General features: G+C 76.1%; 13 protein-coding genes. All 13 read right to left on the reverse strand.

Going from position 1 to position 16,300, the window contains the following annotated elements; all coding sequences use genetic code 11:
• Positions 1–387 carry a hypothetical protein gene (locus GXP71_RS16045; RefSeq protein WP_124342731.1) on the reverse strand — a complete coding sequence of 129 codons (387 nt, stop codon included), beginning with the start codon at positions 385–387 and terminating at the stop codon, positions 1–3.
• Positions 377–4,327: a type VII secretion protein EccCa gene (gene eccCa, locus GXP71_RS16050; protein WP_162353460.1), complete on the reverse strand. Its 3,951-nt coding sequence runs from the start codon at positions 4,325–4,327 to the stop codon at positions 377–379. The genes GXP71_RS16045 and eccCa overlap by 11 nt, the downstream gene beginning before the upstream one ends.
• Positions 4,324–5,307 (reverse strand): hypothetical protein, encoded by a 984-nt coding sequence (locus GXP71_RS16055; RefSeq protein WP_162353461.1) that lies wholly within the window; start codon positions 5,305–5,307, stop codon positions 4,324–4,326. The genes eccCa and GXP71_RS16055 overlap by 4 nt, the downstream gene beginning before the upstream one ends.
• A complete protein-coding gene (locus GXP71_RS16060) occupies positions 5,307–6,623 on the reverse strand; it encodes an EsaB/YukD family protein (RefSeq protein WP_162353462.1) in 1,317 nt (438 codons plus the stop codon). The genes GXP71_RS16055 and GXP71_RS16060 overlap by 1 nt, the downstream gene beginning before the upstream one ends.
• On the reverse strand, positions 6,620–6,853 hold the full coding sequence (locus GXP71_RS16065; RefSeq protein ID WP_202924270.1) for a hypothetical protein: 234 nt from the start codon (positions 6,851–6,853) through the stop codon (positions 6,620–6,622). The genes GXP71_RS16060 and GXP71_RS16065 overlap by 4 nt, the downstream gene beginning before the upstream one ends.
• 4 nt (positions 6,854–6,857) lie before the next feature.
• A complete protein-coding gene (locus tag GXP71_RS16070) occupies positions 6,858–7,928 on the reverse strand; it encodes a DUF6177 family protein (RefSeq protein WP_162353463.1) in 1,071 nt (356 codons plus the stop codon).
• On the reverse strand, positions 7,925–9,397 hold the full coding sequence (locus GXP71_RS16075; protein ID WP_162353464.1) for an FHA domain-containing protein: 1,473 nt from the start codon (positions 9,395–9,397) through the stop codon (positions 7,925–7,927). Before GXP71_RS16075 ends, GXP71_RS16070 begins: the two co-directional genes overlap by 4 nt.
• Positions 9,398–9,710: 313 nt before the next feature.
• On the reverse strand, positions 9,711–10,619 hold the full coding sequence (locus GXP71_RS16080; protein ID WP_162353465.1) for a hypothetical protein: 909 nt from the start codon (positions 10,617–10,619) through the stop codon (positions 9,711–9,713).
• A gap of 229 nt (positions 10,620–10,848) precedes the next feature.
• Positions 10,849–12,297 (reverse strand): hypothetical protein, encoded by a 1,449-nt coding sequence (locus GXP71_RS16085; protein WP_162353466.1) that lies wholly within the window; start codon positions 12,295–12,297, stop codon positions 10,849–10,851.
• 35 nt (positions 12,298–12,332) lie between these two features.
• Positions 12,333–12,764 (reverse strand): hypothetical protein, encoded by a 432-nt coding sequence (locus GXP71_RS16090; protein WP_162353467.1) that lies wholly within the window; start codon positions 12,762–12,764, stop codon positions 12,333–12,335.
• A complete protein-coding gene (locus GXP71_RS16095) occupies positions 12,761–13,213 on the reverse strand; it encodes a hypothetical protein (RefSeq protein WP_162353468.1) in 453 nt (150 codons plus the stop codon). The genes GXP71_RS16090 and GXP71_RS16095 overlap by 4 nt, the downstream gene beginning before the upstream one ends.
• A complete protein-coding gene (locus GXP71_RS16100; RefSeq protein WP_162353469.1) occupies positions 13,210–15,954 on the reverse strand; it encodes a hypothetical protein in 2,745 nt (914 codons plus the stop codon). The genes GXP71_RS16095 and GXP71_RS16100 overlap by 4 nt, the downstream gene beginning before the upstream one ends.
• The gene (locus GXP71_RS16105; protein ID WP_124343917.1) at positions 15,951–16,298 is read right to left on the reverse strand and encodes a DUF6507 family protein; all 348 of its coding nucleotides are present in this window, start codon (positions 16,296–16,298) and stop codon (positions 15,951–15,953) included. The genes GXP71_RS16100 and GXP71_RS16105 overlap by 4 nt, the downstream gene beginning before the upstream one ends.
• Positions 16,299–16,300 lie beyond the last annotated feature (2 nt).

A 16,300-nucleotide genomic window follows, 5' to 3' on the forward strand; every position in this document is an offset into this window, starting at 1 on the left:
CTACTCGCCGTCCTGCACGACGCACACGCCGCCGAGGCGCGCGGCCATCTCCTGCACGACGGCGATCCCGGTCCGGCCCAGGTCGCCCCAGGGCGCGACGGCCTCGACCCACCAGACCGGCTGCCCGGCGCCGAGCCACGACGGCAGCGCCGTGAGGGTCGGCAGGAGGCGACGGACCTCGGCGACGTTGTCGACGCGCAGCGGCTGCATGATGCTCACGACGCCCGCACCCTGCGACGGGTCGGCGGGGTCGACACGCACGACCTGGTGCACGGCGCCGTCGTGCAGCGTGCGCAGCCCGAGGTCGGGGTCGACGGCGGCACCGGCCTCGACGAGGACGCGCGCGTCGGGCGCGGTGGGGCTGAGGACGACGAGCTCACGGGGCACCGGGCACCTCCTGCGACGTGGCGACCTGGACGAGCGTGGGCCGTTCGCCGCGGCGCAGCCACTTGCCGCGTCCGGGCGGGAGCAGCTCCGCGTACTGGCCGGGGAAGACCTGCCCCTCGGACCGTTCGCCGGCCATGAGGAACCCGCTGCCGCCGGTGTCGCGGACGGCCTGCAGGACCGGGTCGTAGAGCGCGCGGGACGCGCCGGCGACGGGCCGGGTGAGGAGCACGTGCAGCCGCAGGTCGCGCGCGGCGGGCAGGTGCTCGAGCAGGGGGCGCAGGGGGTCGGTGCCGCCGGACGCGAGGATGTCGTAGTCGTCGACCACGACGACGATCCGCGGGCCGCCGGACGGGCCGTCGCCGGTGCGCTTCGCGAGCTCGGCGGCGACGGCCGTCGACAGCTGCAGCGCGAGCGGCGCACTCGTCGCGCGACCGCCGAGGTAGTCCTCGGGGCAGACGTCGGCGAGCCCGCCGCGCGGGTCGAACACGGCGACGACGAGCTCGTCGGGCGTGGACCGGTCGACCAGCCCCTCGACGACGGTGCGCAGCAGCGTCGTCTTGCCGCAGCGCGGGTCGCCGAAGACGAGCAGGTGCTGGTCGCGCGAGACGAGGTCGAGCAGCGCGGGCGACATGGTGTCCTGCCGCAGGCCGAACGGGACGAGGTCGGGCTCGTCGAGCGGGTCGGGCAGGGACGAGAGCTCGAGCACCTCGGGAAGCTCGCGGATCTTCGGCGCGGCCGCCGCGCCACCCCAGCGGCGACGGGCTTCGTCGGCCAGCGCGTCGAGCCCGGCACCGACGGTCGCGACGTCGCCGTCGAGCGCCGCGGTGTCGGGCAGCGGCAGGGCGACCTGCGCGAACAGGCCGTCGTCGGTGAGGGCGCGGCCCGGCTGGTCGGCGCGCAGCGTCGCGGCGAGCTTGCGCCCGACCGTCGAGTCGCCGGGGTCGTTGAGCCGGAGCTCGACGCGCGTGCCGACGAGCGGCTGGCTCTGCATGCGCACCTCGTTCCAGCGCGCCATGGTCATGACGACGTGGATGCCGAAGCCGCTGCCGCGCGACAGCAGCGCGGTGAACGTCTCGTCGAGCTCCTCGAAGTCGCCGCGCACCGCACCGACGCCGTCGACGAGCAGGACGACGTCGGCGGTCGCGAGCTCCGGGACCTGCCCGGCGGCGTGCCGGGCGCGCAGCAGCGCGAGCGAGTCGATGCCGTGCTCGGCGAACACCTTCTCGCGGTGCGCGAGCATGCCGTGCAGCTCCTCGAGCAGCCGGCGCAGCCGGTCGCGGCTGGAGCGCGTCGCGACGCCGCCGACGTGCGGGAACGCCTCGAGCCGGCTGAGCCCGCCGCCCGCGAGGTCCATGCCGTAGACGGCGACCTGGCGCGGGTCGTGCGTGAGGGCGAGCCCGGCGGCGATCGTCCAGAGCACGGTCGTCCGCCCGGACTGCGGGGCGCCGATGATCGCCACGTGGCCGCCCGCGCGCGTGAGATCGAGGCGCCACGTCTCCTGCCGCTGCTTCGCGGGGTCGTCGCGCACACCGACCGGCACGGTGAGGTGCGGTGGCCGCTGCTCGCCGACCAGCCCGCCGAGCGCGACGCGTGCGGGTAGCGGCGGCAGCCAGACGGGCGTCGTGGCGTCGGCGGCGGACGCGAGCTGCTCGACGACGACGTCGACCATCGACGCGCCGACGGACGGCCGCACGAGCTCGACCTCACCGGGTGCGCCGTCACCGAGGCCGTTCGCCGCGAGGACGCCGTGGTGCACGGGCACGAGCAGCGGCCGGCGCGTCTCGTCGGTCACCTCGGGCTCGGGCACGTCGTCGGTCGGCAGCGGCCCGGACACATAGCCCGCGCGGAATCGCTGGTAGACCGTCGTGTCGACCTTGAGGTACCCGTACCCGGGCACCGCCGGCAGGTGGAACGCGTCGGGAGTGTCGAGCACGACCGAGCTCTCGGCCTCGGAGAACGTGCGCAGGCCGATCCGGTACGACAGGTACGTCTCGAGCCCGCGCAGGCGGCCCGACTCGATGCGCTGGCTCGACAGCAGCAGGTGCATGCCGATGGACCGTCCGATGCGCCCGATCGTCAGCAGCAGGTCGACGAAGTCGGGGTCGGCCGTGAGCAGCTCGCCGAACTCGTCGATGACGAGCAGCAGGTGCGGCAGCGGCGGCAGGTCCGGCCTGGTCGTCGCGCGCATCTCGCGGTAGTGCGTGATCGACGGCGACGAGCCCGCGTCGCGCAGCACCTGCTGACGACGGACGACCTCCCCGGCGATGCTCGCGCGCGCCCGCTCGGTGAGGCCGGCGTCGTCGGCGAGGTTGTCGATGATGCCCGCGACGTGCGGCAGGTCCGCGAACGGCGCGAACGCGGCACCGCCCTTGTAGTCGACGAGGATCATCGCGAGGTCGTCGGGCGGGTGCGTGATCGCGAGCGCCGCGACCAGGGTCCGCAGCATCTCGGACTTGCCGGACCCGGTCGCGCCGACGCACAGCCCGTGCGGTCCCATGCCGAGCTGCGCCGACTCCTTGAGGTCCAGCAGCAGCGGCGTGCCCGTGTCGTCGACGCCGACGGGGACGCGCAGGAAGTCGCGCGACGAGCGCGGTGCCCACGTGCGGCGCAGGTCGATGCGGCGGACGTCCTCGACGCCCAGCAGCGCGTCGGTGCCGATCGCGGCGGCCTCGCCGGCCTCCGCGCTGTCCTCCCACGACAGGCGCAGCGGCGTGAGCGCGCGCGTCAGGCCCGACGCGAGGGGCACGGGGACGTCGTCGACGGTCGCGCGCACCGGGACGGCGTCGGGGTCACGCAGGTCCTCGACGACGACCGAGCCGTCCGCGTCCACCGTCAGCCGGACCGCGGTGTCCGACGGCTCGTGCCGCCGGTCCTCGACGAGGTGCACGACCGTCACGCCCAGGTCCGCGGGCCGCAGCGCCGCGTCGACCGCGGGGAGCACCTGCGCCACGTCGCCGTGGTCGTCGGACAGCACGAGCAGGCGCGCGGCGAACGCGGCACCGTCGCCCATGCCGCCGCCGCGCCGTGCCCGGGCCGCCGCCTGCGCGCGGTCGACGAGCGTCGGCCCGACGACGCGGACGAGCCCTGCGAGGTCGCCTGCGACCCGGCGCGCCGCGACAGGACCGTCGAAGAGCGTGTCGTCCACGACGTGCGGCACCGCACCGAGCCAGGCCCAGTCGCCGGCCCGTGCCGCCGGGAACGCCGCCGCGACCTGCAGGTCGTCCGGCGCGTGCAGCGCGACGGCCTGCGTGACGAGCGCCCGCACGACGGCCAGCCCCGCGTCGCGCGGACCGACGACCGCGACCTCGCCCGCACGGTCGAGCCGCACCGTCACGGGCATCTGCGGCACGCGCGCGTGACGGGTCGCGACGGTGCGCGCCTCGGCCGCCATCGCGGGGTCGAACGGCTGCGTGGGGTTCGGGTCCTCCGGGACGACGAGCGAGAACCACGGCCGGTCCCCGACGCCGACGCGGAGGTCCAGGAAGTCGGGGTCGGTGCGCCGCCGCTCCCAGCGCCGCTCCGGGTCGCGCACGACGTCGACCAGCGCGACCGGGTCCGGGTGCACCGTGAGGGCCGTGCTGCGCGCGTCGTCCTCGGCGTCCGCCAGATCGGCGCGGAGCTCCTCCAGGTAGTCGAGGTACCGCTCGCGCTGCAGCCGCCGCGTCCGGGCCGCCGTCCCGCGGCTGCTCAGGGCCATGCCCACGCCGCCGACCAGCGCGACGACGAGCACCATGATCCCGACCAGCACGAACAGCGGGTTGCCGCGCAGCACCAGCATCATCGTCATCGAGCCGACCGCACCGACCACGGGCAGCAGCGACTGCAGTCCCGCGCCGCCCGTGGCGTCGTTCGTCTGCGGCGGCGACGCGACGGGCACGTCCGGCGGCTGCTCGAGCGGCCGGACCATGCGCGCGGGGCGGTGGACGAGGAGGCGCGTCATGCGACCTGCCCGTCGGCGAGCGCGGACGACGGGTCGCACGCGCGGGCCAGCAGGTGCGACGCGAGCCCGGACCACGCGGCCTTGACGGCCGTGCCCGCGACGAGGTCGCCGCGACCGAGCATCGTGTCGTGCGGTACCGCGACGACGCTGACGGGCAGGCCGTCGAGCGCGTCCCGCGCGACCGCGTCCGTCCGTCCGGCGGTGCCGCCGACGTCGACGAGCACGAGCACGACGGCCGGAGCACGCCACCCGCCGTCGACGGGCTCGGCATCGCGCGACGCGAGCCCGGCCGCGGATCCACCGACGCCGGACGCGCCACCGTGCGCGGCCGGGCCACCGTCGGCGCCGAGCCGACCCGGTGCGAAGCCGTCGTGCGCCCCGGTGACCAGCCGTGCCGCCAGGACGGCCCCGCGCTCGGCCGGTCCGCGGTCGGCGCGCGCGACGACGGCGACCACGTGGTGGTCGCCGGCCACGACGCCGAGGTCGACCGCCGACCGCACGCCCCAGTCGGTGAGGACGACGTCGAAGAAGCGCCCGACGGGGTCGACGGCCTCCCGCCACGCGCGCGGGCCCGGCGGCCACGGCGAGGACGCCGTCCCGTCCCCGAGCACGCGGAGGCCGCCACGACCGACGGGCAGCGCGGCGCGCGCGTCGGCGCCACGCGCGAGGCCCGCCGTCGCGCCGCGCGCGACCGTCCACGGCAGCGGCTCGGGCGCTCGGGTCGCCGCGACGAGGGCGGCCGCACCCGCGGCGGCGTCGACCGTGAGCACGGCGGCCGGCCGGCGCTGCGCCAGCGCGGTCGCGGCTCCTGCGAGCGTGGTCGTCGCACCCGCGCCGCCGTCGGCCTGCACGACGGCGACGCGTCGACTGGTCGAGACGGCGCGGCGCAGGCCCTGGTCGGCCTCCTCGAGCGTCCGCGCGAGACCGGTCGACCCCCCGAAGGTCAGCCGAGCGACCTCCCGCAGCCGTGCACCGGCCATCAGAACGTCCCGAGCAGGTCGGCGTAGAGGCCGAGCACCCCGAGCAGCGTGGGCAGCATCGCGAGCACGCCGAGCAGCTCGGCGAGGTCGCCGATCCGCCGCCAGCGCGCGCGCTGCTGACCCGACGGGTCGAAGCCCGCGACGGCGGCCGCGACCACGGCGAGCGCGAGCGCCCCACCGGCTGCGGCGGCGGGCTCGCCGCCGCCCCACGGACCGAGCACGCCGACGAGCAGCGGCACGACGACCGCCGCCCACAGCAGCGCGACCTGCGGCCGCAGCGGGAGGCTGCGCGTCCGCAGCGCCAGCACGGCGAGCGCGACGACGGCGAGGACGGTCGCGCCGGTGTCGCGGGAGGCGATGAGCGCCGCGCACGACGTCGCCGCTGCGACGGTCACCGCGACGGTGCTCCAGGTCAGGCCCGCGTACGCGTCCCCCAGCGCCACGCGCACGGCGGGACGGCGCGGGGGTGTGCCGTCGAGCGCGGCGTCGTCGAGGCCCGTCAGCCCTGACGTCGTCATCGCCCACCAGGGCAGCAGGCCGCACGCGATCACGGCGACGACGGCCACGACCGCGTCCGCGCGCACCTCGGGCAGGAGCGCACCGAGCACGAGCTGCAGGGTCGTCAGGACGATGCCCGCGACGGCGCCGACGGCGGCGCCCCGGTCGGACCGGCCGATCCCGGCACCTGCACCGAGCGCGACCCACGCGAGCAGCGACCCCGCCGTCGCGGCCTCCGCGAGCGCCACGTCACCCGTCGCGAGGAGCAGCGCCGCGAAGGGGACCCCCGCACCGACCACCGCCGCGGTGAGGACCAGGCCGGCGTACCGGCGGCCCGCCCGTCCCAGACCGGCCGCGATCACGGCGAGCACGAGCGCGAGGACCGCGACCCCGGCAGCGCCCACGACGGGCTGCTCGACGAGCGGCACCGCGACGATCGTCGTCGCCGTCGCGAGGCCGACGCCGACCGCCGCGAGCACGCGCCGCGACGACGCCGACCACCGGTCGGTCCGTACGCGCAGCTCCTCCGCGGCCGCGTCGGTCACGTCGGCGACCTCTGCGGGCGGCGGGGCCGCTGCGGCGCGGACGACGCGCAGCACCTCGCCGTCCAGCAGTCCCTGCGACGCGGGGTCGAGCGCGAGGTCGACCTGGTCGCCGGTGACCCGGACCAGCGCGACGGCCTGCGGCGCGAGCCGCGGCGACTCGCCGAGCAGCTCGAGCAGCTGCGGGAGCATCGCAGCCACGCCCTCGTCGGACGGCACGACCACCTCGGCGCGACGCTCCGTGCCGACCAGCGTCAGCCGGGTGAAGGTGCTCACGGTGTCGTTCCGATCGTCGACTGCGGGCTCGCCGGGCCACCGCGCAGCGACCCGCTGTTCGCCTGGACGAACGAGTACCCCGCGCAGCCCGCGCACGCGAGGGCCGCCACGACGACGCTCCCGACGAACCGTCGCACGTTGTCGTTGGTGGTCCGCCGGTCGCGCAGGTCGCCGTGCAGGAACGCGGCGCGCAGCCGCGCGCGGTGCACGCGCACGGACTCCAGCAGCACGGCATCAGGGTCGCGGGCCATCGAGCACCCCCTCCCACGGTCCGCGCGGCGCACCGAGCGCCTCCCGGACCCGGTCGTGGCCGATCGCCCGCAGCACCTCGTCGAAGGCCTGCCAGCCGTCGCGCTCGAGCGTGCCCAGCGGGAAGTAGAGGCCGGGGACGCGCGGCCGCCCGACGACGCGTGCGCCGAGGGTCCGCACGAGGTCGTCGACCGGCAGACCGAGGTCGCGGACGCCGGGCGGGCCCACGAGCATCCCGAGGGGCACGGGCGGCGCCTCGAGGACGGACGGGAACGTGAGGTCGCGGCGGCCCTGCCGGCCCATGACGAGGCCGAACAGCGGCATGCTGCGCGTCGCGAGCCGCTCGAACGTGCCCGGGAGCGCGTCGATCGCGGCGCGCGCCTGCGGGCTGCCCGGTGCGCCGACCCCGACGACGAGCTGCGTCGTCTCCTCCAGGCCGTGCTCGGTGCGGGTCGTGCGGATGGTGCCGACCAGCGGCCGCTCGGGCGTCCCCGCCACGACGACCGTCGTCTCCTCCGGCATCCGCTTCCGCGCGAGCTCGGTCAGCCGCGCTCGGTCCCACGCGACGACGGCGGGCTCGTGCGCACCCCAGCCGCTCGGTGCCGCACCCGTCAGGTCCTCGGCGAACAGCTCGGCCGTGCCGCCGAGCTGCGTGTCGACGGTCGCGCGGTGCCGCACGGCCTGCGACACGACGAGCTGCACCGACTGCGGCGCGACGGGGCGCAGGAACCGGACCGCGACGTCCTCCGCCGCGGTGATCGGCCCGCGCGTCGCGATCTCGCCGACCGACGACAGCCGCCGCCCGTCGGACCCGTCGCGCAGCGTGCCGTCGATCCCGCGCACGACCCACGCGCCGCCCGAGTCCCGCAGCGCCTCCCGCATCGGGTACGACAGCCGCGTCACCTCGTCGCTCACGAGCGCGACGCGCCGCCCGTCGGCGCGCGCACGCACCAGCAGGTCGGCGCGCGTCTCGCTGAGGTACGCGACCTCGGCGCGCGTCTCCGTCACCAGGACCTCGCCCGCGCGCGCGTCCAGCGCCGGGTGCGGAACCGTCATGCCGTCGCCTCCACGCGGAACACGCGCTCCCCGAGCCGCAGCTGGGAGCCCACCGGGGCCTCTTCCTCCGTCGCCGTGCCGAGGCGCAGCGGCTGCGCACCCGGGCGCACCAGCGCCGTGCCGTTCGTGGACCCGCGGTCGGCGACCCACAGCGTCGCACCGTCCCAGCGGACCGACGCGTGCGTCTTCGACACCGACCGGGTCATGTCGATCATCGGGACCAGCCCGGCGACGACCTCGCCGGGCCGCGGCTCGGGGTTGCGCCCGATCAGCGTCAGGCCGGTGACGAGCAGCCGCTCGCCGTCGTCCGCGACGAGCACGATCCCGTGCGCCGCGCCCGTCGGCCGACCCGCCGCGCCGCCCGCTCCGACCACCGGCACGGCTGCCGACTGGGGCGCCGTCGACCCGGACGGGCCCGCGGGTCCGCCGGCCCGGCCCGGGGCACCGTGCGTGCCGCCGGACGCAGGCTCGCTCCCGCGCGTCGGGGTCCAGCCCGCCGAGGACCCGGCGTGGCCGGCGTCGTCGAGCGCGCGCACGGGCGGGAGGACGACGCCCGCCGCCGCACCGCCCGCGGTCGGGGCACCGCGACCGGGCGTGCCGGTCGAGACGGTGGGGAACGCGCCCGACGGCGGGTGCGCGACGCGAGGCGTCGGCGACGACGCCTGCGCACCGGGAGCTCCGGACGGGTCCGTGGACGCGGCGGCGAGTCGTGCGGCTCGCCGACCGCCGGCCGCCGGAGCCGCCTGGGCGCCGGCCTCGCCGGTGTCCGCCGACGCGGCTGCCGCCGTCGAGGCCCACGGGTTCGCGGCACCGGACAGGGCCGCCCCGGACGACGTCGCAGGCGCCGCGCCCGGAGCAGCGGGAGCACCGGACCAGCCGTCACCCGTGCGCGGCGCGACGCCGTAGCCCGCGGCGGTGCCGTACCGGGTGTCGTCCGCGGCGGGTGCGACGCCGTATCTCGGGCCGGCCGTGCCGGTCGTGGCGGGCGACGTCGCGGCGCCGGCACCACGGGCACCGGCCGCTGTGGCCGACCCCGCCCCTGCGTCGCCGGCAGCGACGGTGCCGCCCGCAGCAGGTGCCGGGCGCAGCCGACCGATCGCCTCACGCGTCCCGACGGTCGCCCGTCGCGCGGTGTCGACGCCGCCGCGCACGTCGAGCACCACACCGTCGCGGAGCCACGTCGCGAGTCCGGTCCCGCGCCCGGGGGCCATCCCCGAGGCGCCGTCGACGAGCCGCAGCCCGAGCGCGGCGAGCCCCGGCGTCCGCCCGGTCCGCCCGAGCACGACGAGCAGCACCACGACGACGGCGACCGCGAGCACGGCACCGAGGGCGACGAGCGCCCGGCCGGCGGACGACGTGCCGACGGCACCGGCGACGGCCGGTGCGAGCGCGACGAGCACGAGGAGGACGTCGATCACGAGGCCGACGACGACGGAGGCGGTCGGGGCGCGACGCGCGCCCTCCAGCACCGCGAGAGGCTCACGACGCCCGCGCAGGACCGCCGACCCGCACCGCGGGCAGGTCGCCGCACCGGCGGGAAGGGATGCCGCGCAGACGCCGCACCAGGCCACGACGGGGTCGCCCACGGCCCGCGTCACCCCCTCGGTCGGACCTGGGTCACAGCCAGGTGCCGCAACCGCTCTGCGAGCGCCGATCCTGGCACGTTTCGGCCGGTCGGGCGACCAGCGGAGCGCTCCACCGGCCGACCACCACCCCGTCGGCCCAGGTCAGCACGGACGGATGCCTCGTTCATCGATGTTCGACCACGCCGGGCGGCGATCGTCAGGACCAGCCCTGCGGGATGAGCTGCGTGGGGACGACGTCGACGACGTTCTCCGTCGGGACGACGACCTCGTACGCGGCGGCGTCGACCTTCACGAGACGCAGCCCCTCGGCGAGGTCGGCGTCGTGCCCCGTGTAGAACGCCCGCGACACCGTGCCGCCGTTCTCCGCGGGCCACTGGTCGACGAGCCGCACCTCGAGCCCGTTCCACCGGCCGCTGACGTGCAGCTCGAACCGCTCGCCGAGCTCCGTGAGCGGCACCTCGCGGCGCCACCGACCGATCGCCGTGCGGGTGAACCCGAGCTCCGCGCGCGGCTCGACCTCGAGCGCGAGCACCGCGCGGTCGTCCAGCACGTCGGCGGACAGGTGCCCGCCGTTCCACTCGACCAGGTGCCCCACGAACCGCGAGATGCGCGGGTCGCGAGGGGTCCCGACGGTCGCGACGTCCGACGTCCACCCGTGCCCGACGTCCACGTAGCGCCCGATCACCGTCGACGAGCCGTCCCGGCCGATCCGCACGAGCTCCGAGCCCGCGGGGATGCGCGTGTGCTCGAGCCACGACAGCGGCACGACGTGGTCGGCCACGGCGACGAAGCCCAGCCCGGTGAACGGAGGCCGGTCGACGAACGGCCCGCCCGTGAGCTCGCGCGTCCGCTGGTCCGTGCCGCCCGTCGCGTTGACGACCCGCATGGTCGGCCCGGCCGGGAACCGCAGCACGTCGACGTGCTCCATGTCCGGCCTGAACGGAGCCCCCGGGAACGCCAGCCCGTGCGCCTCGAAGATCGCCGCCGGCGTCGTCGCCCACGCGACGTCCCCCGCCCGCACGACGAACCCCGCGACCCGGTCGTACCCGGACTCCAGGTACGCCGCGCTCATCTGCGGGGTGACGGCCTTCTGCATGACGGTCACGAGGAACTGCTCCTTCGACTCGGCTCCAGACGCTCCGGCGAGTATGTCCCACGCGCGCCGACCCGGCCGCCCGCCATCCACAGCCCCACCCGGTCGGCAGCGGCGGGACGCGTCGCGACGCGTCGTCCGCGAGCGCCGGGTCGCGCGTGCGGGCGACGGGCCCCGCGATGGCCGTCGTCCGCCGCGGGGCGCCCCTCGCCCTGGGCCGCGCCACCGTCGCCGCGTCGGCTCACGACCCGGGACGCGAGGCGTCGCGGACGAGGTCGAGGGCCGAACGCCGGAACGCGTCCCCGACGGGGTGGCGCGCGACGTCGAGACCCGGGTCGACGCCACGCCGCGCGACGACCCGCGCCGCGGCGGCGCGCACCTCCGACGCGCGGACGCACACGGCGGCGACCGCCCCGGCGTACCGGCCGTCACCCCGGCCGACGGCGCGCACGAGGCAGACCGTCTTCGAGACGGCGACGAGCGCATCGGCACGGCCACCCTTCCGAGCGGCCCGCCACTCGACGTCCTGCCACTCGTCCGCGGGCCCGTCGCTCGTCTCCACGACACGTTGCTGCAGCGCCGCCAGCGCACGCTTCAACGGGTCCAGCAGCGCGACCGCGGTCTCGTCGTCGATCACCGGCGCGGCGTCCGCGATCGAGGCCGCCGTCTCGTGCAGCCCGGCCGCGGCCACCCATGTCGCGGTCGCGACGCGCAGCGTCCAGTCGAGCCTCCGGTACCCGCAGGCGGCGTCCGCGGCCCGGTCCGCGGCGCGCAGGCGGGGCAGCGCCCGGACCAGCGCGGCGACCCCGTCGGCGTCCGCGCTCCGGTAGACGGCCGCCACGAGGTCGCGGAGCTCGCGGTGCCCGGCGCCTCCGTCGCTCACCCATGCGGCCAACTCGGCGGGCCGGGCGCCCGGAGGCAGCCGCGGCGACGGCCCCGACGACGGAGCCGCCCGGACCGGTGCCGTCGGGACCGGCGCGGGTCGCACCTCCTCCGCGACGAGGCTCAGCTCGTCGAGCGCCACGACCTCGGTGGACCCGTCCGCGAGCGACACCAGCGCCGCGTCGCCCTCGACGACGGCGATCGCGACGCGGTGCCCGCGCCAGGACGCCGTCGTCGTCACCGTCTCCATGCCGCGGACCTCGGACAGCGCCACCAGCCGGTCGCCACTGAGCCCCGTCGCGGGACCGGCTCCGGGGTCGCCCGTCACACCGAACCCGACCGGCAGCAGCCCTTCCCACGGCTCGCCGCACGGCAGCACCTCGTCGCCGACGCGCGCGTACATCCCGACCCGGGTCGCCTCCGGCCGTGCGCCGGCCACCCAGCGCGGCCGGCACCGCAGGACGTCCCGCTGGCGCTCCTCGACGTCGGTCAGCTCGTCCGGGTCGACGACGGCGAGCCACGTCCCGTCGGCGAGCCGCCGCGCACCCTCGGGCCCCACGCCCCGACCGGTGATCACCGCCCCGTCCGGTCGGACCGCCTCGACGTCAGCCGCCGCACCGCGCCACCGTGCGGTGGTGGTGACGTGGAGGACGCGTTCGACGGCGAGCCGCTCGTGCGCCGTGACCACCCTCTGGGTGTCGTCCTCTCCACCGGAGGACACCGAGCGGACACGCGCCGCGAACGGCGCCTCGCACGGGTGCTCCACGCCCCCGACGACCACGTAGTACCCGACCCGCACGTCAGCCATCCTCGCGCGCGTCCACGGTCAGGTCCTGCACCGCCTCACGGGAGCGGGAGCTCAGTCGTCACCGAGACCACGTCGCGCAGCTCGTCGACCGGCACGACCGCCGACCACGAGCCTCGGTCCAGCACCACGCGCGGGTCGTCCGGCTCACGGTACGTCTGGCTCCAGAGCGAGGCCCGCTCACCCCGGACGGCCTCGACCCGCACCTCGTGCCCGAGCCACGTCGCGTACGTCCTCACCTGGAAGAGACGTGACAGGTCGGCGCGGGGCATGACGTGTACCCACGACATGCGGTCCCGCCGCAGCTCGAACCCCGCGGGCGCCTCGGGACCGTGGACGACGAGCTCGACCAGCGGACCTGGGAGCCGGGGTGTGCACGCGTACACGACGCCGTCGAGCTCCGCGTAGCCCCCGCTGCGGACCGGCTCCGGACAGCCGCCGTGCTCGGTCGCAGACGCACGGGTGCTCACGAGCGGGGGGAGTCGGGCCTGCCCTCGGCGTAGGCCGCGAGGTCACGCTCGTGCTCGATCTCCCGTGCGTCGCGGAGCTCGTCCACCGGCAGGGTGCCCTGCCACTCGCGGTCGTACGTGTTGTGGACCAGGTACGCGGGATGCCCGTCCGGCACGTCGTCGTACGGCCCGCCTCCCGGCGGTTGCACGACCTGGACGCGACCGTTCCGAGGCGGCATGTACACCCGCAGCGCATAGCCGACCGCGTCGCGCGCCCACGTCTCGACCTCGTAGATCCGCTCGACGTCGGCCCACCTCACGTCGCGAGTCCACCCGTAGCGCTCGTCCCACTCGAACCCGTCGGGGCGGTCGTCGCGCGACGGGACGACGAGCATGACTCCGTCGCTGCCGCGGCTGAACGACGCCTCGTACGCGGCACCTCCGACGACGGCGTACTTGCCCGCCCTCATACGACGGGGATCCACTTCGCGCCGTTGAAGACGGCGACGGGACGCTGCGTGCCGTCGGGCATGATCTGCCACATCTCCGCCGGCTGGTGCAGGTCGTAGCGGACGCCCGGGGTGTACGACACCTCGGGCGCGTAGTCCCAGCCGGCGCCGGCGAAGCCGTTGCCGCGGTACGGGTTGAGGATGTCGACCGCGCGCTCGACGCTCGTGACGTCCGCGCCCTGGCTCTTCGCGTAGTCCACCCACGCGTCGGCACGCGCGGCCTCGTCCACGTGGGACGTGATGCTGTCGAACACGGAGCGGCCCGAGCCGTCGGGCGCTGCCGTGTACATCGCCTCGCGGACGAGCTCGAGCGGGTCGCGGGCGATGGGCGGTAGGACGGTCGCTCCGGTCGCGTCCGTGATGTCGCCGGCGGTGTAGCGGACCGCGAACATCGACTGGTTCGCACCGAACGTGCTGCCGTCGTAGTCGAGCCCCAGGCGCTGGAAGATCGCCTTCGTGTCCCACCCGGCGACGTCGGCCGCACGCGCGACGAAGCCGGACATGGTGGTCGCCGGGTAGACGGTCTTCCCCGAGGCGGTGACGCCGTCCACGACGTGCTGGACGTCCGGCTCCGCGAACAGCTTGAAGTGCGAGTCGCCGATCGTCGCCGCCGCGACCTCCGGCGGGATGACCTTCTGCATGATGTCGTCGACGACGACAGGGGGCATGGCGTCGCGGATCTGCAGCAGCGTCGTGAGCGACTCGCGCGACAGCATGTGGATGGGCTTCGCGACGAGCCCGTTGAACTCGCCGCGGCTCATGCCGCGGTCGGCCAGCTCGCGCTCGAGGACGTTCTCCCACGAGTCGGCGCCGGCGAGCATGTCGTCGCCGAGGACCAGCGTGTGCTCCACCCCGTTGCCGTCGACTGCCTTCGTGCCGACCGCCACGGGAGTCGAGCCCGCGTCGCCGCCGGGGGTACCGGTGTCACCGTCGGGCTTGCCCGACCCGTCCGGCGAGCCGGCTCCGTCGGGCGTGCCCGACCCGTCGGGCGTGCCGGATCCGTTCGGCGTCCCGTCACCGGCACCGTCGGGCGTGCCCGACCCGTTCGGCGTGCCGTCACCGGCACCGTCGGGCTTGCCCGAACCGTTCGGCGTGCCGTCACCGGCACCGTCGGGCTTGCCCGACCCGTTCGGCGTGCCGTCACCGGCGCCGCCCGACGACCCGTCGCCGCCACCGTGCGCGGGCGGCAGGTCGTCACCGGGACCGCGGGGCGGTCCGCCGGGCCCGCGTCCTCCGCCACCGCCGGCGTCCGTCGCGGGCTCGTGCGAGCCGCCGGTCGGCGCGTCGGTGCCGCCCGTCATGCTGCCCGGAGGACGCGTGGTGCCGCCGTCGAGCAGGTCGTCGCCGCCCGAGCCGGTGCCGCCGGGGGTGTCGTGCACGGGGTTGCCGTCGGTGCCGACGAGCTGGTGCTCGGGGACCTTGACGGGCTCGGGCACGTCGGCGCCCGTGGTGTCGCCCACGTCGACGCGGTCGGGGTCGCGGACGGGGATGTTCGAGCCGAGGTCGTCGCCGAGGTTGGTCGGGACGTCGTCGAGCGTGGTGCCGACGTCGGCGACGTCGACGTCGATCGCCTTGCCCAGGTCGTCGACCATCTTCATGTTGGTCAGCAGGTCGCCGAGCTTGGGCAGCGCGCCGACGCCCTTGAGGCCCAGCGAGATGGGGTCGACGAACTCGAGGACGCGCGCACCCTTGCTGAGCCACGACGAGACGCGTGCGGCCTTCCCCGCGGCGCCGGCCGCCGTGGCCGCGCCCTTCGAGCCGGACACCGCCGCACCGGCGGGGATGAAGATCGTGGCGACGTTGAAGATCGCGCCGCCCGCGGCACGCCCGGGGTCGTCCTCCCAGGTGTCCCACGAGATGAGGCCCTTGCCGAGCCCGAGCCACGCGTTGCCGGCGTTGCCCCAGGACCACTCGCCGTCGGCGTAGCCGATGAGCCCGCCCATGCCGACCCAGGTGGTCTTCATGGTGTCCCACGACCAGGACCAGTCCTTGATGCCGACGAGCTGGCCGAGGCCCACGACGGTGCCCCACAGGCCGTCGACGACGACGCCGTCCCACACGAACCGCTTGACCTGCACGGCCGCGGACTTCGGGCAGTGGTCCTTGCGCTCGACCTCCGACCCCCACGGCATGGCCGCGTCGGTCGGGAGGGAGTCGAGGCCGTAGCCGAGCGGGTCGTCCTCGCCCGTCATCGCGTGCCACGGCTCGGCGCCGTAGAGCGCGCGGATCGCGTTGGCGCAGGTCCGCTCGGCCTCCCAGAGCTTGACCTGCTCCGCGTTGACGCGGGACACGAGCGCGGTGTTCTCGTCGACCAGGTCCTGGTCGTACTCCCACTCGGCGTTGGACGCGATCTTGCTGCGGAACGCGTACGCGTCGCTCTTGATCGTCGCCAGCGACGCCTTGATGGGGCGGATGGCCTCCGCGTACGTCTTGAGCGCCGCCGCGACCTTCTCGACGTCGTCGCCGAACTGGCGCGACTTGGTCTCGACGGGGTCCATGACGACGAACAGCGTGCTCGCCTCGGGCGCCTCGTAGTGCCCGGCCAGCCCGCGCCACTTGTTGAGCGCGTCGGCGCCGTGCTCGCGCACGGAGGCCCCCTGCGCCGACAGCCCGTCCGCGGCGGCGATGACGCCGTCAGGGTCGAGGTCGGCGCCGGGGATGGCGTACGGGTTGATGCCCGAGGCGTAGCACTGGTCGGTCACGGAGTCGGCACCTGGAAGGTCGGGGCGTTCGCACCGGTGCACGACGCCGCGGCGGACTGCTGCTGGGCTGCCATCGTCTCGTCCCCCTCGAGGTACCACCGCGTCGCCGCGGCAGCGCCACCGACGGACGCGTTGATGCGGTTGCCGATCGCCTCGAGCGTCGGCTTGTGGTGCTCGAAGAACCCGGCGATGGCGTCGCCGATGATCGGGGAGTTACCCGCCGTCACCGCGGACTCGGCCTTGCCCGGCATGGCCTGGACGACGCTCGACAGCAGCCCGGCGACGGTCCCCACCTTGGTGAGGACGTCCTGGACCCCTGCCGGTTCGATGTGCCACTTCGTCACGG

Origin of the sequence: Cellulomonas sp. H30R-01 (assembly GCF_010119915.1) — a bacterium.
Taxonomy (GTDB): Bacteria; Actinomycetota; Actinomycetes; order Actinomycetales; family Cellulomonadaceae; genus Cellulomonas; species Cellulomonas algicola.

Excerpts from the sequence above, each read along its gene's own strand:
- eccCa (WP_162353460.1), bottom strand. The coding sequence starts at position 4,327 with ATGACGCGCCTCCTCGTCCACCGCCCCGCGCGCATGGTCCGGCCGCTC.
- GXP71_RS16055 (WP_162353461.1), bottom strand. The coding sequence starts at position 5,307 with ATGGCCGGTGCACGGCTGCGGGAGGTCGCTCGGCTGACCTTCGGGGGG.
- GXP71_RS16070 (WP_162353463.1), bottom strand. The coding sequence starts at position 7,928 with ATGACGGTTCCGCACCCGGCGCTGGACGCGCGCGCGGGCGAGGTCCTG.
- GXP71_RS16085 (WP_162353466.1), bottom strand. The coding sequence starts at position 12,297 with ATGGCTGACGTGCGGGTCGGGTACTACGTGGTCGTCGGGGGCGTGGAG.
- GXP71_RS16095 (WP_162353468.1), bottom strand. The coding sequence starts at position 13,213 with ATGAGGGCGGGCAAGTACGCCGTCGTCGGAGGTGCCGCGTACGAGGCG.